General features: G+C 61.9%; 14 protein-coding genes. 7 read left to right on the forward strand and 7 right to left on the reverse strand.

What is annotated here, in order from left to right:
- Positions 1–8: 8 nt before the first annotated feature.
- Entirely contained in the window at positions 9–1,145 is a 1,137-nt protein-coding gene (gene cyoA, locus AB8B29_RS17885) for a ubiquinol oxidase subunit II (protein ID WP_113118923.1), read from the reverse strand.
- A gap of 392 nt (positions 1,146–1,537) precedes the next feature.
- Here cyoA and AB8B29_RS17890 point away from each other — a divergent pair, with 392 nt between their 5' ends.
- Positions 1,538–2,875, forward strand: coding sequence for an MFS transporter (locus AB8B29_RS17890; RefSeq protein WP_037200874.1), 1,338 nt, complete (start codon positions 1,538–1,540; stop codon positions 2,873–2,875).
- 56 nt (positions 2,876–2,931) lie between these two features.
- Here the strand turns inward: AB8B29_RS17890 and AB8B29_RS17895 are convergent, their stop codons facing one another.
- Both AB8B29_RS17895 and AB8B29_RS17900 read right to left on the reverse strand, forming a co-directional pair.
- Positions 2,932–3,636, reverse strand: a complete 705-nt coding sequence (locus AB8B29_RS17895) for an LrgB family protein (protein ID WP_112442587.1) — start codon at positions 3,634–3,636, stop codon at positions 2,932–2,934.
- Entirely contained in the window at positions 3,623–4,030 is a 408-nt protein-coding gene (locus AB8B29_RS17900) for a CidA/LrgA family protein (RefSeq protein ID WP_112442585.1), read from the reverse strand. The genes AB8B29_RS17895 and AB8B29_RS17900 overlap by 14 nt, the downstream gene beginning before the upstream one ends.
- A gap of 99 nt (positions 4,031–4,129) precedes the next feature.
- On the opposite strand from AB8B29_RS17900, the gene AB8B29_RS17905 reads away from it, so the two are divergent.
- From AB8B29_RS17905 to AB8B29_RS17925, 5 genes are all read left to right on the forward strand, one after another.
- Positions 4,130–5,014, forward strand: a complete 885-nt coding sequence (locus AB8B29_RS17905; protein ID WP_047640343.1) for a LysR family transcriptional regulator — start codon at positions 4,130–4,132, stop codon at positions 5,012–5,014.
- Between the two features lie 119 nt (positions 5,015–5,133).
- Positions 5,134–6,150 carry an iron ABC transporter substrate-binding protein gene (locus AB8B29_RS17910; protein ID WP_037200867.1) on the forward strand — a complete coding sequence of 339 codons (1,017 nt, stop codon included), beginning with the start codon at positions 5,134–5,136 and terminating at the stop codon, positions 6,148–6,150.
- A 237-nt stretch (positions 6,151–6,387) separates the two neighbouring features.
- Positions 6,388–7,935, forward strand: a complete 1,548-nt coding sequence (locus tag AB8B29_RS17915; protein ID WP_439006692.1) for an ABC transporter permease — start codon at positions 6,388–6,390, stop codon at positions 7,933–7,935.
- Positions 7,932–8,993, forward strand: a complete 1,062-nt coding sequence (locus AB8B29_RS17920; protein ID WP_112442581.1) for an ABC transporter ATP-binding protein — start codon at positions 7,932–7,934, stop codon at positions 8,991–8,993. Before AB8B29_RS17915 ends, AB8B29_RS17920 begins: the two co-directional genes overlap by 4 nt.
- A gap of 68 nt (positions 8,994–9,061) precedes the next feature.
- Complete coding sequence (locus tag AB8B29_RS17925) at positions 9,062–10,231, forward strand: M20 aminoacylase family protein (RefSeq protein WP_112442580.1); 1,170 nt, start codon at positions 9,062–9,064, stop codon at positions 10,229–10,231.
- 101 nt (positions 10,232–10,332) lie between these two features.
- Here AB8B29_RS17925 and AB8B29_RS17930 read toward each other — a convergent pair whose 3' ends face one another.
- From AB8B29_RS17930 to AB8B29_RS17945, 4 genes are all read right to left on the reverse strand, one after another.
- A complete protein-coding gene (locus AB8B29_RS17930) occupies positions 10,333–12,120 on the reverse strand; it encodes an adenine deaminase (protein WP_112442578.1) in 1,788 nt (595 codons plus the stop codon).
- Positions 12,117–13,040 carry a nucleoside hydrolase gene (locus AB8B29_RS17935; protein ID WP_112442576.1) on the reverse strand — a complete coding sequence of 308 codons (924 nt, stop codon included), beginning with the start codon at positions 13,038–13,040 and terminating at the stop codon, positions 12,117–12,119. The genes AB8B29_RS17930 and AB8B29_RS17935 overlap by 4 nt, the downstream gene beginning before the upstream one ends.
- A gap of 137 nt (positions 13,041–13,177) precedes the next feature.
- Positions 13,178–14,566, reverse strand: a complete 1,389-nt coding sequence (locus AB8B29_RS17940; protein WP_037200857.1) for a M20/M25/M40 family metallo-hydrolase — start codon at positions 14,564–14,566, stop codon at positions 13,178–13,180.
- Positions 14,567–14,908: 342 nt separating this feature from the next.
- Positions 14,909–15,325 carry a MarR family winged helix-turn-helix transcriptional regulator gene (locus AB8B29_RS17945; protein ID WP_037200902.1) on the reverse strand — a complete coding sequence of 139 codons (417 nt, stop codon included), beginning with the start codon at positions 15,323–15,325 and terminating at the stop codon, positions 14,909–14,911.
- Positions 15,326–15,761: 436 nt separating this feature from the next.
- Between AB8B29_RS17945 and polA the strand changes: the two genes are divergently transcribed.
- Positions 15,762–18,764 carry a DNA polymerase I gene (gene polA, locus AB8B29_RS17950; protein WP_037200901.1) on the forward strand — a complete coding sequence of 1,001 codons (3,003 nt, stop codon included), beginning with the start codon at positions 15,762–15,764 and terminating at the stop codon, positions 18,762–18,764.
- Positions 18,765–18,788 lie beyond the last annotated feature (24 nt).

The following is an 18,788-nucleotide window of genomic DNA, read 5'->3' on the forward strand; positions in this document are numbered from 1 at the left end:
GCACCGGATCAGTGACCCTGGTGCTGCGCCGAACCGGTCGACGAATCTGAAGAAGAGCCGTTGCCCATATCCATGCCTTGCATGGAGCCCATGCCCTGCATCGCCGTGTCGCCATGCTGCATGGTGTTGGTCGCGGAGCCGTCTGCCTTGACGGGCGTTGCGTCCGCGTGACCGGCGCCGCGGTTGTCGTAGATCAGACGCTCGCGGTTTTCCTGGCTTTCCTTGCCGGCGCCGCCCTTGGCATCGATATGCATCATTTCGCTCATGCACATCTTGCTCGGATCGGCGCACATGTTGAGGATGGCGTTGTAGAGACCATCATCGACGGCGTTGAAGTACTGCACCGGATTGCGTTCGCTCGGCTGAGCGAGGCTCAGATATTCCGGGCGGCCGAGCGCCGTGCCCTGGCTCTTGGCCTTCTGGATCCACTGGTCGAAATCCGCCTGGTTCAGGCCATGGAACTTGAAGCGCATGTGCGAGAAGCCGGCGCCGCTATAGTTGGCGGACAGGCCCTGGAATTCGCCGGGATGATTGATGACGGCGTGCAGCTTCGTCTCCATGCCCGGCATGGCGTAGATCTGGCCTGCCAGTGCCGGGATGAAGAAGGAGTTCATCACCGAGGAAGCCGTGATCTTGAAGTTGATCGGCCTGTCGACCGGGGCGGCCATTTCGTTGACCGTGGCGATGCCGTAGTCCGGATAGAAGAACAGCCATTTCCAGTCGAGCGCGACGACCTCGACCGTCAGCGGCTTCACGTCGGCGCTGATCGGCTTGTCGGCGGCGATGCGGCCGAGCGGTCTGTAGGGGTCCAGCTGGTGGGTGCTGATCCAGGTGACGGCGCCGAGCGCGATGATGATGGCGAGCGGGGCGGACCAGATGACCAGTTCGAGACGTGTCGAATGATGCCAATCCGGCTCGTAGGCTGCCTCTTTGTTCGACTGGCGATATTTCCAGGCGAAGAACAGCGTGAGGAAGATCACCGGTATGATGATGACCAGCATCAGGACGACCGAGACGATGATCAGGTTGCGTTGCTGTACGGCGATGTCGCCGGAGGGGGTCATCACCACCATGTTGCAGCCTGACAGCAGCAAAATCAGGGGGAGGACAAATAAGCGGCTGAAAATCTTCGCTAGTCTTAGCACGTCTTAAAGCTCTTTTTGTTTCGACCGTACCGCGACTAAAGGACGGCGGTCATGAACGATATGAGGTGTTTCGTCGCACCGCAACAAGCGCAAGTGCGGTGCGGCATGAAATGCCGTTCCCCCCTATCGGGGAAATCCTGAGAAATCTAGAAGGTTCTCCGGCGGCCATCGCTTTTTATGGCGGCCAATATACCCGGATCGGAACAAATGGCTACCGATGGTAGTTCCCCGGCTATCGGGAATGCGGCGACAAAGGCGGAAATCGTGTCACTTGCCTCTAATTTGCGAATTATTTCATGCTCCAGTCTTGATATGTTCGCGCGTTTGATCGACATTTTCATTACGCGCGAATTCGTGGAGGAGTTCGCGCTCGGAGTGGGAGGCTCCCGTACATGGTCAGCGTGACACATGAAACACTGAACCCTACATCTTCAACTCTCGAGAGCGATGCCCGCAGTATGCATGCCGGTGGTGCGGTCGCCCCGGGCAACATTGCCATCGGCGTGATCATCGGTCGCACGTCCGAGTTTTTCGATTTCTTCATCTATGCCATTGCCTCGGTGCTGGTTTTTCCGAAGCTTTTCTTTCCCTTCGCAGACCCGCTGCGTGGCACGTTGCTCTCCTTCCTGGTCTTCGCGCTGGCGTTCATCGCCCGCCCGATCGGATCGTTCATTTTCATGGCGATCGACCGGAGATACGGTCGCGGCGTCAAGCTTACGATCGCACTGTTCCTGCTTGGCGGCTCGACGGCGGCGATGAGCTTTCTGCCGGGCTACTCCGAGGTCGGTGTCTATGCGATCGTCCTGCTCGCCACCTTCCGCATCGGCCAAGGCCTTGCGCTCGGCGGCGCCTGGGACGGCCTGGCCTCGCTGCTGGCGCTGAATGCACCCGCCAATCGCCGTGGCTGGTATGCGATGATCCCGCAGCTCGGCGCCCCCATCGGCTTCATGCTGGCGAGTGCGCTGTTTGCCTATTTGATCACGAGCCTGACGACGGCGGACTTCCTCGATTGGGGTTGGCGTTACCCGTTCTTCTGCGCCTTCGCGGTCAACGTGGTCGCGCTGTTTGCCCGCCTGCGTCTGGTGGCGACCGAAGAATTCGGCACTCTGCTGGAGCGCCATGAGCTCGAGCCCGTGAAGATGACGGAACTGCTGCGCGTGCATGGCCGCGACGTGCTGATCGGCGCCTTCGTGCCGCTCACAAGCTTCGCGACCTTCCATCTGGTCACCGTCTTCCCGCTCAGCTGGGTGACGCTTTACAGCGAGCAAACTCCCGGCTCATTCCTGTTGATGGAGTTCCTCGGCGCCATTTGCGGCATCGTCTCCATCATCTGTTCCGGCCTCATTGCCGACCGGATCGGCCGTCGCAATCAGCTGGCCGTCGCCGCAGTGTTGATCGCCTGCTTTGCCTTCGTCGCGCCATGGCTGCTCGATGGCGGTGTCACCGGCCGTCACATCTATGTGGTCCTCGGCTTCACGCTGCTCGGCCTTTCTTTCGGTCAGGCGGCGGGCGCCAGTGCCTCGCGCTTCAGCCGCAATTATCGCTATAGCGGCTCGGCCTTGACGTCGGATCTGTCCTGGCTGATCGGCGCGGGCTTTGCGCCCTTCGTGGCGCTGAGCCTCTCCAGCCAGTTCGGCCTCGTCTATACCAGCCTCTATCTGCTGTCCGGCGTCGTTTGCACGCTGGTCGCGATCTTCTTCAGCAAGACGCTGGAGACGAAGGACAGCTGAGCCGGATTTTCGAATTGAAAAAGGCCGCGGCGTGCGAGCGTCGCGGCCTTTTTCGTTCAGGCAGAATGCATCAGCCATGCGATCAACGGTGCCGCCAGCACATTGGTCAGTCCTACCAGCACCATGACCAGCCCGGCGATCGATCCTTCTTCGCGGCCGATCTCGTTGGCCTTCGCGACGCCGACACCATGCGCCCCCATGCCGAACAGCGCGCCGCGGGCGATACCGGACCGGAGCGGCAGCAGCCGTAAGAGCGTCTGGCCGATGACGGCGCCAAACAGGCCGGTGATGACCACGAAAACGGCGGTGAGATTTGGCACGCCGCCGATGTCGCCCGATACGACCATGGCGAAAGGGGTGCTGATCGAGCGCGGCATCAGGCTGAGACGCAGGCTTTCATCAAGGCCGAGAAGGCTGGCAAACCCCCAGGCCGAGACCATGGCCGTAGTGCTGCCGACCGTTACCCCGAACAAAAGCACGGGCCAATAGCGCTTGATAAGATCCCGCTGCTCGTAGATCGGCACTGCGAAGGCAACGGTCGCCGGCCCCAGCAAGGCAAGCAGCCAACGGCTGTCATGCATATAATCCTGATAGCTCGCATGCAGGACGAGGGCGATGAGGATCAGAACCGTCGGCGCTGCGATCAGCGGCGACAGCCACAGCAAAGGCCGGCGGCGATAGAGCGCTTTGGAAAGATAGTAGAAGCCGATCGTCGCCAATGGCCAGAACAGACCGGATGCAGTCGCTTCAATTGCGGACATGACGGGATACTCCCTGGCGCATCATCAGGCGGCAACCGATATCGATCGCAATCGCAGTGACACCCATGACGATGATGGTGCCGACCAGAATGACGGCCAGCACTTTCAGCCCGACGATCCCGATGAATTCGCCATGGTCTAGCACCGCGAGCACAGCCGGCACGAAGAACAGCAGCATTTCGGCCAGAAACCATTCCGCTCCACGCTGCATGCTTGCGACCCCCACCTTGCCGCTCGCAAACAATGCCAGCACCAGCAGCATGCCGGCGATGGCGCCGGGTATGGGCAGATGCGCAAGGCGCACGATGGCCTCACCCGCCTGCCAGAAGGCCAATAGCAGCAGGATCTGAGCCAGGCGGCTCAGTTTCGGACGGTCTTGCAGGTCGATGCGCATGGGAAAACTCGGGGAAATCGGATGGCCTGAAGATAGTCATTTCTCGCCCATGAATAAAATGAATTGATTTCATTAAATTCAGTCCTGTATGGAATAGTGATGGAACTTCGAACGCTGCGAGCCTTTGTCGAGGTGGTGCGCCAGGGCGGCTTTTCGGAAGCGGCCAAGGTGGTGTTCGCAACCCAGTCCGCCGTAAGCAAGGCCGTGCGACAGCTCGAGGACGAGCTTGGTCTGCCGCTGCTCAATCGCATCGGCCATCGCACGACGCTGACGGATGCCGGCGAGGTCGTCTATCGCCGGGCGATAACGCTCCTTGCCGGGCGCGACGATCTTCTCGCCGAACTCGCCGAATTGCGTGGCCTCGCACGTGGCACTCTGCGGCTCGGCCTGCCGCCGATCGGCAACGATGCGCTGTTCGCGCCGGTATTTGCCGTCTTCCGTAGCCGCTATCCCGGCATCGAGATCAAGCTGGCGGAGCAGGGCGCCAAGCGGCTGGAGGAGATGGTGCTTTCCGATGAGGTCGATCTCGGCGCCTCGCTTCTGCCGACGCTCGATGCGTTCGAGTGGCAGAGCGTGCGTTGCGAGCCGATGCATGTGCTGCTGCCATCAACGCATCCGCTTGCCGGCCATGAGACGGTTTCGCTCGCGGCGCTGCAAGGCAATCCCTTCATTCTGTTCGAAACCGGCTTTGCCCTTAATGGCATCATTCTCGATGCCTGTCGCATCGCCGGCTTCGCGCCCGATATCGTCGCACGCTCAAGCCAGATCAATTTCATCGTCGAGCTGGTCGCCGCTGGTCTCGGTGTCGGCTTCCTGCCCCGGCTGATCGCCGAGCAACGCCTGCGCCCCGGCATCAGCCACGCGCTCGTCGTCGAGCCTGACATGCAGTGGCACATGGCATGGATTTGGCGGCGCGGCGGTTACCTGTCGCATGCCGGCCGTGCCTGGCTCGAGCTTGCCGCAGAGGTGTCAGTGAAAACTTGACTCCGTTGTAAAACTTTTGTGATAAGCAGGGCGCGAGTGTAAACTTGAAAATAATTCTCAGGAAAAATATACGCTAGCGCATCGCTGCCGGGGGCGGCGACTTTCAAGCGAGAGGACTTATGGCTTTTTCCTTTTCTCACCTCACCAGCGCGCTGGCGCTTGCGGCTGGTCTTGCCGTTGCTCCGATGGTGGCGAATGCCGCCGATTCCGAAGGCATCGTGGTCTACAATGCCCAGCACGAGACGCTGACGCAGGCCTGGGCGGACGGCTTCACCAAGGAAACCGGCATCAAGGTCACGATCCGCAACGGCAGCGACATGCAGTTCGCCAACCAGATCATCCAGGAAGGCGCTGCTTCCCCCGCAGACGTTTATCTGACCGAGAACTCTCCGGGCATGACGCTGGTCGACGCCAACAAGCTCTTTGCCCCGGTCGATGCCGCCACGCTCGGCCAGGTGCCGGACACCTTCAAATCCGCCGATGGCAATTGGGTCGGCGTTGCCGCCCGCTCGACGGTTTTTGCCTATGACAAGACCAAGCTGAAGGAAGGCGACCTGCCGAAGTCGATGCTCGATCTGGCCGATGCCAAGTGGAAGGGCCGCTGGGGCGCTTCGCCGGCCGGTGCCGATTTCCAGGCGATCGTCAGTGCGTTTCTCGAGCTGAAGGGCGAGGATGCCACGCGCGCATGGCTGAAGGCGATGAAGGCAAACGCCAGCTTCTACAAGGGCAACAGCGTCGCGATGAAGGCCGTCAACGCGGGTGAGATCGAAGGCGCGGTGATCTATCACTACTATTGGTTCGGCGATCAGGCCAAGACCGGCGAAAACAGCAAGAACGTTGCCCTGCACTATTTCAAGAACCAGGATCCGGGCGCATTCGTCAGCATCTCCGGCGGTGCGGTTCTGGCCTCCAGCCAGCATCAGAAGGAAGCCCAGGCATTCCTGAAGTGGATCACCGGCAAGGGCGGTCAGGCTGTACTGCGCGACGGCGACTCCTATGAATATGCCGTCGGCATTGGCGACGCTTCCAATCCGAAGCTGGTGCCGCTGACGGACCTGCAGGCACCGAAGGTCGAGCCCTCCAAGCTGAACAGCAAGAAGGTCACCGACCTGATGACGGAAGCTGGGCTCATCTAAGGCAAATGCCCGGATCGAGACGCCTTTCCGCGGTTTTCGGATAGGCCTATCCCGACCTTGGCTCTTGCATCACCGTCGCATGCCCTGCTAGGGGCATGCGATGGCCTTCAGGCCGGTCGATCTGGCAATCGCCTTTCAACGGCGGTTGCCTTCCCATTTCAGGGCGTGAAAGGCAGCTAGGACTTGCTGCAGAAGAACACATATGCCGCGCCGGCCGGTGAGGCCGCCGCCACGCGAATGCCCCAGTTGACGGCTGCTCCCCGCAGTCGCGTTCGGCATGCTTCCGTCGTCGCTTTCGCATCCGTCGTTGCCCTCATGAGCCTGGTGCCGCTCGGCTTTATCGTCTGGATCACGATCGATACCGGCTGGGCCGAAGTCATCGCGCTGATTTTCCGCAATCGTGTCGGCGAACTGCTCGTCAATACCGTCCTGCTCGAGCTCTGCACCATCCCGCTATGCATCCTGCTGGCGGTAACGCTCGCCTGGCTGACGGAGCGCACCGATATCCCCGGTGCCCGCATCTGGTCCTGGCTGGCTGTCGCGCCGCTTGCGGTGCCCGCCTTCGTGCACAGCTATGCCTGGGTCAGCCTCGTGCCGAGTATGCGCGGGCTGTGGAGCGGCGTGCTGGTATCGGTACTTGCCTATTTTCCATTCCTCTATTTGCCGGTCGCGGCAGCCCTGCGCCGGCTGGATCCGGCGATCGAGGATGCTGCCGCCTCGCTCGGTCTCGGCCCTTGGCGCGTCTTCTTCCGCGCGGTCCTGCCGCAGCTTCGCCTCGCCATCTGCGGCGGCTCGCTGCTGATCGGGCTGCATCTCCTGGCGGAATACGGCCTCTACGTGATGATCCGCTTCGACACCTTCTCGACCGCGATCGTCGATCAGTTCCAGTCTGCCTATAATAGCCCTGCCGCCAATATGCTCGGCGGCGTTCTCGTTTTCTGCTGCCTGCTGTTGCTCGGCATCGAGGTGTTGATGCGCGGCAACGAGCGTTATGCGCGCGTCGGTTCCGGCGCCGCGCGCCCAGCCGATCGTCGTCGTCTGGGCTGGTTCGTCATTCCGGCCATCGTGCTCCCGGTCTTGACCGCCGCGTTGACGCTCGGTGTTCCTTTTGTGACGCTGGGGCGCTGGCTCTATCTCGGTGGTGCCGGCATCTGGCGGATCGATACCGTTGGCTCTGCCTTGCTGCAGACAATCGTTTTGGCGATTGCAGGCGGCCTGCTGGCCACGATAGCTGCGGTCCCCATGGCGTGGCTGTCGGTGCGGGCGCCGGGACGGCTGCAGCGCATCCTCGAAGCCTGCCACTACTATGTCGGCTCGCTGCCGGGCGTCGTCGTCGCCTTGGCTCTGGTCTCGATCACGGTCCGGTTGATCCTGCCGCTCTACCAGACATTCGCCACGCTGTTGCTCGCCTATGTCCTGCTGTTCCTGCCGCGTGCGTTGGTCGGCCTGCGCGCCAGCATCGCCCAGGCGCCGGTCGAGCTTGAGCGCGCAGCCATGGCGCTCGGCCGCACGCCTGCCCAAGCCGTGCGGCAGATCACCATGCGCCTGGCCGCGCCCGGCTTTGCTGCCAGCGTCGCGCTTGTGGCGCTCGGCATCACCAACGAGCTGACGGCGACGCTCATGCTGTCGCCCAACGGTACGGAAACGTTGGCGACGAAGTTCTGGTCGTTGACCAGCGAAATCGATTATGTCTCGGCCGCGCCCTACGCCTTCATGATGGTTGTGCTGTCGCTGCCTCTCACTCTTCTCCTCTATGTGCAATCCAAGCGGACGGCCGGACAATGACCTTTCTGGCGATCAAGAATATCAGCAAGCGTTATGGCCCGGTGCATGCGCTCGACGGCATCGAACTTTCGGTGGCCGCCGGCAGCCGCACGGCGATCGTCGGTCCCTCCGGCTCCGGCAAGACGACGCTGCTGCGTATCATCGCCGGCTTCGAGATTCCGGATGAGGGCCAGGTGATGCTGGAGGACCAGACGCTGGCGGACGGGCCGGCCATCGTACCGGCGCATCGCCGGGGCATCGGCATCGTGTCACAGGATGGCGCCCTGTTTCCGCATCTGAGCGTGGCCGAGAATGTCGGCTTCGGCATGGAGCGTGGCGCGCAAGACCGTGATCAGCGGATCAATGCGCTCATCGACATGGTGGAGCTCGATCGCGGCATGCTCGATCGCCGCCCGCATCAGCTCTCCGGCGGCCAGCAACAGCGTGTCGCTCTCGCGCGCGCCCTTGGCCGTAAGCCGAGGCTGATGCTGCTCGATGAGCCCTTTTCTGCGCTCGACACGGGTTTGCGTGAAAACATGCGAAAAGCGGTCGCCCGCGTGCTGCAAATTGCGGGCATCACCGCGGTTCTGGTGACGCACGATCAGGTGGAGGCGCTATCCTTCGCCAACCAGGTAGCGGTTCTGCGCGACGGCAGGCTGATACAGGCGGGAACCCCGCAGACGCTCTACCTCAGTCCAAAAGACCGCGAGACCGCTATCTTTCTCGGTGACGCCATCGTGTTGCCGGCGGACCTTGGCGATGACGCTGTTTCGTGCGTCTTGGGACGTATTCCGGCTGATACCAATGGTCGGCAGGGGCGTGCAGACATTATGCTGCGACCGGAACAATTGCGCCTCAGTGTTGTCGCTGATGCCGGCACGGAAGCCGTTTGCATCGGCAAAGTCACCGACATTGAATTCGGTGGCGCGATCTGCACGGTGACGGTTGTCCTTTCCAACGCCAATGGCTTGGAGACGTTGAACATCAAAAGTTCTGGTGTCGGCTTGCCAGAGATCGGCAGCGTGGTCTCCGTTACTGTCCTCGGCAAGGCGCACATCTTCGACAAGCTCGGCGCTTGAGCATCATTTGAGTTGAAGTCGTGGGAGCTTTGGGGAAGATAGAGCGCCCCTATGTCGAAGGAACGCTCATGTCTTTGCTCGATGAGATCGCTCAGGATCTCCCATTCCTGACGTCGCTTCGTCATAACCTTCACGCCCATCCCGAGCTTGGCTTCGAGGAGGAACGCACCAGCGGCATCGTCGCTACCTTGCTGGAGGAAGCGGGTCTGACGGTGCATCGCGGACTCGGCAAGACCGGTGTGGTCGGCACGCTGCAGGTCGGCAACGGCACCCGCCGCATCGGCCTGCGCGCCGACATGGATGCGCTGGCCATGCCGGAAAAGGGCAACCGAGCTTACAAGTCCACCGTTCCCGGCAAGATGCATGCCTGCGGGCATGACGGCCACACGACCATGCTGATCGGTGCTGCCCGCCATCTCGCCGCCAAGCGCGGCTTTTCCGGCACGGTGCATTTCATCTTCCAGCCGGCCGAGGAAGGCCGTGGCGGCGCCAAGCGCATGGTGGACGAAGGCCTCTTCGATCTCTTCCCCTGCGATGCCATCTACGGCCTGCATAATATGCCTGGCCTCGACGTCGATGAAATGGCTGTCGTCGAGGGGCCACAGCTCGCGTCTTCGGATAGCTGGCGCATCACCTTTCGCGGCACCGGCACCCACGGCGCCAAGCCGCATCTCGGCAAGGACCCGATCACGGCCGCCGCGACATTCCTCTCCTCGCTGCAGGCCATCGTCGGCCGCGTCGTCGATCCGCTTCAGCCGGCCGTCGTCAGCGCCTGCTCGCTGCAGGCGGGCGACCCCAAGGCGCTGAACGTCATTCCCGATACGGTCGAGATCGGCGGCACCGCGCGCGCCTATACGCCAGAGGTTCGCGATCAGCTCGAGCAGGAGATCGGGCGCCTGGCGCACGGCGCGGCGGCCATGTACGGGATCGCGGTCGATTATCAGTTCGAGCGCCGCATTCCCCCAGTCGTCAACAATGCTGATGCCACCGCGCGGGCGCTGAAAGCCGCGACTGCCGTCTTCGGCGAGAAGGTGTTGACGCGCTTCCCGCCTTCGACCGCCGGCGACGATTTCGCTTTCTTCGGCCAGAATGCTCCGGGCTGCTACGTCTGGCTCGGCAATGGCCCGGCGGTCGATGGCGCGCTGCATCACAACACGGCTTATGATTTCAGCGATGATGCGATCGCGTCGGGCGTGGCATTTTGGACGACGCTGGTGCGGCAGGAGTTGGGAGAGTAAGGCGAGGGTCTTTGTTCCAACTGAAACGCCGAGTTTGACGCGCCTCTGATACCCCTCCGCAAACGCTTAGCTGGTGCCGGCTCTCATATGATGGATCGAGCTTAAACCGCCCCAAGCACCGGCGTCTCCAACACCCGTCCAGTCGCAACGTCAGCAATCCCACGATCCGTCTGGTGCGGTCCGGCATTGCAGGCGAGCGTTGCGCCGAAGCAGGCCTTGAAGACGAGGTAGGGCGGGCTCCAGTCGACGATAGCGTCGATCGCCTCGCGGATGGCGCGGAAGGCGTTGGCGGTTTCCTCGAGCGGCGCATCGCTCACCAGCCCGGAGAGCGGCAGCGGCAACAGTGCCTCGATCCTGCCGTCGCGTGCGACCGCCAAGCCGCCGCCGGCAGAGATGACGGCATTGGCGGCAATTGTCATGTCGCGGACATTGCCGCCGAAAACCGTCAGGTTATGGCTGTCGTGCGAAACCGTCGTGCAGAAGGCACCGCGCCATTCGCCCCAGCTGGTCAGGAAGCCGATGCGCGGCCGGCTGTCCGCCTTACCGTGGCGATGGGCGACTGCGAGCATGGTGGTTCCAGCGGGTGGCACAACGAAGCCATCAGCCACCTCGGCCTCCATCGTCCCCCATTGCGTGAAGCGCGGCCGATCGATGGTCGCAAGCCGTATGCGGCTGCCCGTCGCCGGGACGCGGAAATCGTCCTCGCCAAGTGGCGTCAGCTTGATGGAATCGCGCAGCAGCTCGGGATCGATCTCGGCCGTCGCGCCGACAATCCGGCCCGCCTCGGCGGCCAGCGTGCCGTTGGTGATCACAAGCCGTGCCTTGAAGCTCTCTAAGTCTTCGAACAGCACGATATCGGCACGGCGTCCGGCCGCGATCAGGCCGAGGTCGTTCCGTCCGAGCCGCATGGCGCCATTCAAGGTCGCGGCCCTCAGCGCCCATTCGGGCTTCAGCCCATAGCGCACCAGACGGCGCATGACGTCATCGAGGCCGCCGTCGTCATGGAGTTCGTCGGGAAAGACATCATCTGTGCAGAGCGTCACGGTCTGCGGCAGAAACCCCAGCTCGTTGATCGCTTCGACGAATTGCGGCATCAGATGGTCATGCGAACCGCGCAGCTCGATCGTCAGGCCCGCCGACAGCTTGGCCAACAGATCGGCCCCGGATGTGAGCTCATGGTCCGAGGTAATGCCGGCCGACATGAAAGCGTTGAGATCCGCGCCCTCGAGATTGCGGGCATGGCCGCAGATCATTTTGCCCGAATGCAGCCCGGCATTGACGATCGCGCTGGCACGCGGATCGCCGTTGATCACTTCGCGCATGGTCATGACTTCCGCGATGCCGCCGATCTCAGGCCATGCCAGCATCTCGGCCATGTCGGTGCCGTCGAAATCGGCGCCCGCCAGCTCGAGCCCCGGCGCCGAAGGCACGCAGGACGGTGCCAGCGGTATCACACGGATCGGCAATTGTCGGCTCGCGTCGATCGCCCAGCGCACGCCTTCCAGCCCGTGCACATTGCCGAGTTCGTGCGGATCCCAGACGATGGTCGTCACACCCCGCGGCAACACGGCCTCGGTGTAGATAGCCGGCGTCACCATGGAGCTTTCGATGTGCATATGCGTGTCGATCAGGCCGGGCGACAGGAAGCGTCCTTCAGCGTCGATCGTCCGCGCCGTATCGGTACGGCTGCCCGGCGCATGCACGCTTGCAATCAGTGGGCCGACGATGCCGATATCGGCAGCGCGGATGCGGCCGGTCACCATATCGACAAGGCGGCCGCCGGTGATCAGCAGATCGAAGGGTTGATCGCCTCGGGCGGCGGCGACCGTACGGGCTCGCAGCTCGGGGACGTTCAGATCGGCAGGCTCGTTCGCTAAATCGTTGATCATCGGCCGGCCTCCTGAAACAGGGCGTCGAATATGATGGAGCGTGCCTTGTCGGCGTCGATCTCGGCGGCGAAATGGGCGTTGAACTCAGCATGCGAGGCACGCGTTTCGACGACGGTGCGCCCGCGCGTATGCTGCCCCTGCAATTCGACGTCGATCCGTGCATGCCGAAGCGTTGCCATCTCGGGCGCAACGAAAATGGCCGCCGCCGTCGGGTCGTATAGTGCCATGGCCTGCCGGCCGCGGCTGATGGCGATGTTGACGTAGCCTTCCAGAAGATCGGCGAGCAGCTGCGCCTTTTCGCCGGCCGTCTGTCTGAGACGGGCGACGTCCGCGGGCCAGGCCAGCACCTTCCGGCAGATGTCGAGATCGATCATCCGAAGCGGCATATCATGTGCCAGCACGATCGCCAGCGCCTCGGGATCGGCAAAGGCGTTGAACTCGGCAGAGGCGGTGTGATTGCCCGATGTGACGCCACCGCCCATCCACGTCAGTTCATCGATGCGTGCGGCGAGCTCCGGCCTGGCGAGCGCCACGGCGGCGATATTCGTCAGCGGACCAAGCGCGAGGATGCGTTTCGGCCCCGCGCCATCGGCAAGCCAATCGCAGAGCGCGGCAAAGGCATTGCTGATCGGAAGTGGATCGGCCGGCGGCAGGCTCCTGCCTGATGTAGGGATGCCGCTTTGGCCGAGGATACCCTGCGCCGTTTCCAGCTTGCACAGCACAGGCAATTCGCGGCCGGTACGGATAGGGAATTCCCAGCCGAAGGCGGCGGCCGCACTCGCCGCATTGGCGCGGACATGGGATAGCGGCGCATTGCCGCTTACCAGTGAAACGCCGTCGATGACGAGATCCGAACGCGCCACCACCAGAATGGCGGCGATATCATCGAACCCCATGTCGGTATCGATCCAGATTCCCATGTTTTATCTCATCGATCGTGGCCAAAGGACGCGAGGGCAGGCTTGCGGCCGCTCGTCCTTGGATGATGGCGTAAACGCCATCGAGGCGGGAATGGGTGCGGGACGCGCAAGGTGGCATGCGCGTCCCGGTCGATTGATCAAACGGCGAGCGCCTCGAGGATGCGGATCCAGGAGCGGATGCCCTTGTGGTAGGAGCGCAGCTCGTATTTCTCGTTCGGCGAATGGATGCGATCGTCGGAAAGACCGAAGCCGATGAGCAGCGATTCCATGCCGAGCATCTTCTGGAAATCACCGACGATCGGGATGGAGCCGCCCATGCCGATGACGATGGCGGGCTTCGGCCATTCGTTTGAAAGTGCTGTCTTCGCCTTGGTCAAAGCCGGCGAGTCGTAGGAGAGCTGGATGGCCGGCGAGCCGCCATGCTCGTGGAACTCCACCGAGCAGTCTGCCGGGATCTTCGAGCGCACATAGGCCCGGAAGCTTTCGCGGATCGCAGCCGGATTTTGCTGGCCGACGAGACGGAACGAAACCTTCGCCGATGCCTTCGCGGCGATCACCGTCTTGAAGCCGGCACCGGTATAGCCGCCCCAAATGCCGTTGACCTCGGCCGTTGGCCGCGCCCAGGTGAGTTCCATCACCGAACGGCCCTTTTCGCCCGAGGGGATCGAAAGGCCCACTTCGCCGAGAAAATCCTCGGCTGAAAGCCCCAGCTTTTCCCAGGAGGCCTTGATGTTGGAGGGCGTCTCCTCGACGCCGTCGTAAAAGCCTGGGAGCGTTATGCGCCCGGTCTCGTCATGCAGGCCGGCGAGGATATCGGTGAGGATATGGATCGGATTGGCGGCAGCGCCGCCAAAGAGACCCGAATGCAGGTCGCGGTCGGCTGCGGTGATGGTGATCTCTTCGCCCACCAGCCCGCGCAAGCCGGCCGAAATCGCCGGCGTATCGCCGTCCCACATGCCGGTGTCGCAGACCAGGGCAAAATCCGCCTTCAACTCGGCGGCATTGGCCTCGAGGAAGGGCTTGAGCGAGGGCGAACCGGATTCTTCTTCACCTTCGAATAGAATGGTGATGCGCACCGGAATTCCGCCCTTGGTCTCCTTGTAGGCGCGCACGGCTTCGACGAAGGTCATGAGCTGACCCTTGTCGTCGGACGTGCCGCGGCCGGTCAGGATCTTGCGGCCGTTGCCCATGTCCTTGATCTCAGGCGCGAAGGGGTCGCTCTCCCACAGCTCGATGGGATCGACCGGCTGCACGTCGTAATGGCCGTAGAAAAGCACATGCGGCGCGTCGGCGCTGCCTGCATCGTGATGGGCCACCACCATTGGATGGCCGGGGGTGTCGCGTAGCGAGGCGGTGAAGCCGAGAGAGTTAAGATAGGTGACCAGCCATTCCGCCGCCTTGCGGCATTCCGCCTTGAAGGCCGGATCCGTCGAGATGGATTTGATGCGCAGCAGCTCGAAAAGATTGTTGAGGCTGGATGGGAGGTTTTGGTCCGCGTGATCGAGAACGGGCGTTAGATCGGTCATATCCGACTCCTTACATGAGAATTCGCCGGACGATAGACCAAAGCCCAGCCGGTTTCGAGGCGGTAAAACCGAAAATTTCCCGCACATTCCCGTGTCTGTCGGCGCCGTTCTTATCTGATTGGTTGTGTATGTAGTTTACAAGTTTTTTAGATGGTTGAAATTAATCTCAATCCGGAAGAGTATTCCAGAGAGCGAGATGTTTTCAGTACCTGCATGCATTCGCGACGATCATGAAATCGGGCTGATTTTCGTCGCTGTCTGCCTGATAGGCAGCCTCGCCACCATGCTCCTCCTCGGGCCGAGCAGCCGGCCTCTGGCCCTGGAAAAAGTCGAAGCCCAAGCCTAGAGATGCCTGGAGTTTTCCAGGATCCGCCGGATATATTCCAGGAGCAGCTCGCGCTCGAAACTGCGGAAATCCTTTAGAAGGTCCGTGTCGGCAGCCATTGCGGCCTCGATGGCCTCAGCCTGTATGGCGGCGGCCTTGTCGGTCAGAAAGATCAATTGCGCCCGTTTGTCGGAGGGATGCGGCCGACGTTCCACCAATCCGTCGCGCTCCATGCGGGACAGCGTATTGGCCATGGTCGCCTGCTCGATATCGACCCTCTCCAGCAATTGTTTCTGTGTCAGGCCGTCCTCGGACCACAATTCAAGAAGGATCGGAAACTGGCCGGGAGAAAAACCAAGCTTAGCCGCGCGTTGTTGTAACGCGCGAGCGAATCCCTTTGCCATTTGACTGGCGAGGTAGGCCGCGGAGTCCATCCGATTAAATCCCATGATTGCAAGTATGCCGATAATTCAAAACCAAGACAATCAGCAAATCTTGGGTGGGGACGGGTCTGAGATCGGCAACTTCGCCGAAGCTTTTTACACGCTTTAGGCGCAGTTTTCTTAACGAAAAAGCCGCCATGGCCTGGAGGGCACCATGGCGGCTTAGAAAAGGGCGGACAAAGGCCCGGAGAGGGGATAGGCCTTTGTCCAAGTCTGACATGGCGGGGGACAGGCCGGGTGTCAGACCCTCGGCGTAACAATCGCCGGTGAGTATGATTTGTGATTTCAAATATGGTTTTTCAAGGGAATCTGCAGATTAGATTGATTAAAACTTAGTAACGTTTCGGTGAGAGATTTGGTCCCTCGCGACCTTTCGAAATAGAAGTTTATATGGACGTTCCAGGTGCGCCACGCTATCCATGCTTCCATGAAAAAAGGTGATCATCTCTTCCTCGTCGACGGTTCCGGCTTCATTTTCCGGGCCTTTCACGCCCTGCCGCCGCTGACCCGTAAGTCCGACGGATTGCCTGTCGGCGCCGTCTCCGGTTTCTGCAACATGCTGTGGAAGCTTTTGACCTCGGCGCGCGATACATCGGTGGGCGTCACCCCGACGCATTTCGCCGTGATCTTCGATTATTCCTCGAAGACCTTTCGCAAGGAAATTTTCCCGGACTACAAGGCAAACCGCTCGGCCCCGCCGGAAGAGCTGATCCCACAATTTGGCCTCATCCGCCAGGCGACCCGCGCCTTTAACCTGCCCTGCATCGAGACTGACGGCTTCGAGGCCGACGACATCATCGCCACCTATGCGCGCCAGGCCGAGACCACCGGCGCCGATGTCACCATCATCTCGTCCGACAAGGACCTGATGCAGCTCGTCACTCCTGCGGTCCACATGTATGACAGCATGAAGGACAAGCAGATCGGCATTCCCGATGTCATCGAGAAATGGGGCGTGACGCCGGACAAGATGATCGACCTGCAGGCCATGACCGGCGATTCGGTCGACAACGTCCCCGGCATCCCCGGCATCGGCCCGAAGACGGCGGCGCAGCTTCTGGAAGAATTCGGCGATCTCGATACGCTGCTTGCCCGTGCCGAGGAAATCAAACAGCAGAAGCGCCGCGAGAACATCATTGCCAATGCCGATTTGGCTAGGATCTCCCGCCGGCTGGTGACGCTCAGGACCGATGTGCCGCTGGACCTTGAGCTCGACGCACTCGTCCTCGAGCCGCAGAACGGCCCGAAGCTGATCGGCTTCCTGAAGGCGATGGAGTTCACCTCGCTGACGCGCCGCGTCGCCGACGCCTGCGATTGCGATCCCGCCGCGATCGAACCGTCCGAGGTCAAGGTCGAACTTGGTGACACCGCGCATGGCCCGGATCTCGATGTCGCAGACAATGTCGAGCTCGTTGCCGGCAGCACGGTTATGGTCGAGGGTTCCTCCGTACCGGCGCCGGCGGTCAAGCCGCGTTTAGCTGTCGAGGGGCTGACCGAGCCGACCGAACTTGCCAATGCGCGCGCGGCAGGTTTCGCCACCGCGCCGATCGATCATTCGAAATATGTCACCATCCGCGATATTGCCACCCTCGACCAATGGATCGCGGATGCGCGCGAGACCGGCATCGTCGCCTTCGATACGGAGACGACGTCGCTCGATGTCATGCAGGCCGAAATCGTCGGCTTTTCGCTGGCGATCGCCGACAACCGCAACGACCCTTCGGGTGCCTCCATCCGCGCCGCTTATGTGCCCCTCAGCCACAAGACCGGCGTTGGCGACCTGCTCGGCGGCGGGCTCGCCGACAATCAGATTCCGTTGCGCGATGCCCTGGCGAGATTGAAGGATCTGCTGGAGGATGTCTCCATCCTCAAGATCGCGCAGAACCTGAAATACGACTACCTATTGATGAAGCGCTATGGCATCGAGACCAAGGCCTTCGACGACACGATGCTGCTCTCCTATGTGCTCGACGGCGGCTCCAACGCCGCGCACGGCATGGACAGCCTGTCCGAACGCTGGCTCGGCCATAAGCCGATTGCTTATAAGGATGTGGCCGGCAGCGGCAAATCCAACATCACCTTCGACCTTGTCGATATCGACCGCGCGACGGCTTATGCCGCCGAGGATGCCGACGTGACGCTGCGCCTCTGGCTGGTGCTGAAGCCGCGGCTTACGGCGGAAAAGCTCTCAGCCGTCTATGAGCGACTGGAGCGGCCTCTGGTGCCCGTGCTCGCCCATATGGAAGAGCGCGGCATCACCATCGACCGGCAGATCCTGTCGCGGCTTTCCGGCGAGCTGGCGCAGGGTGCCGCGCGGCTGGAGGACGAGATCTACACGCTGGCCGGCGAACGCTTCAATATCGGCTCTCCGAAACAGCTTGGCGATATCCTCTTCGGCAAAATGGGATTGGCCGGCGGCAGCAAGACCAAAACAGGCCAATGGTCGACCTCGGCGCAGGTGCTGGAAGACCTGGCGGCGGCCGGTTTCGAGCTGCCGCGCAAGATCGTCGACTGGCGTCAGCTCACCAAGCTGAAATCGACCTATACAGACGCGCTGCCGGGCTATGTCCATCCGGAAACGAAGCGCGTCCACACCTCCTATTCGCTGGCATCGACCACGACCGGGCGCCTGTCCTCGTCCGAGCCGAACCTGCAGAATATTCCGGTGCGCACGGCGGAAGGCCGCAAGATCCGTACGGCCTTCATCTCGACCCCCGGCCATAAGCTGGTTTCGGCCGATTACAGCCAGATCGAGCTGCGCGTGCTCGCGCATGTCGCCAATATTCCGCAGCTGAAGCAGGCCTTCGAGGATGGTATCGACATTCACGCCATGACGGCGTCGGAGATGTTCGGCGTGCCGGTGGAGGGCATGCCGAGCGATGTGCGCCGCCGCGCCAAGGCGATCAACTTCGGCATCATCTACGGCATCTCGGCTTTCGGGTTGGCCAACCAGCTTTCCATCGAGCGCTCGGAAGCGGGCGACTATATCAAGAAGTATTTCGAGCGCTTCCCGGGCATTCGCGATTACATGGACGGCACGAAGCAAACCGCGCGCGACAAGGGCTATGTCGAGACGATCTTCGGTCGTCGCATCCATTTCCCGGAGATCCGCTCCTCCAATCCTTCCGTGCGTGCCTTCAACGAACGCGCCTCGATCAACGCACCGATCCAGGGCTCGGCCGCCGATGTCATTCGTCGCGCGATGATCAAGATGGAGCCGGCGCTGACCGCAGCCGGCCTCGGCGATCGTGTGCGCATGCTGCTGCAGGTGCATGACGAACTGATTTTCGAAGTCGAGGATGCAGATGTCGAGCGCACGACGCCGATCATCGTCTCGGTCATGGAAAATGCCGCCATGCCGGCCGTGGACATGGCTGTGCCTCTGAAGGTCGATGCACGCGCCGCCAACAATTGGGACGAAGCGCACTGAGGCAATGTCCGGCCCGGCGAAGAG

The organism is Rhizobium sp. 11_C7_N12_5 (genome assembly GCF_051811145.1).
GTDB classification, from domain to species: domain Bacteria; phylum Pseudomonadota; class Alphaproteobacteria; order Rhizobiales; family Rhizobiaceae; genus Rhizobium; species Rhizobium lusitanum.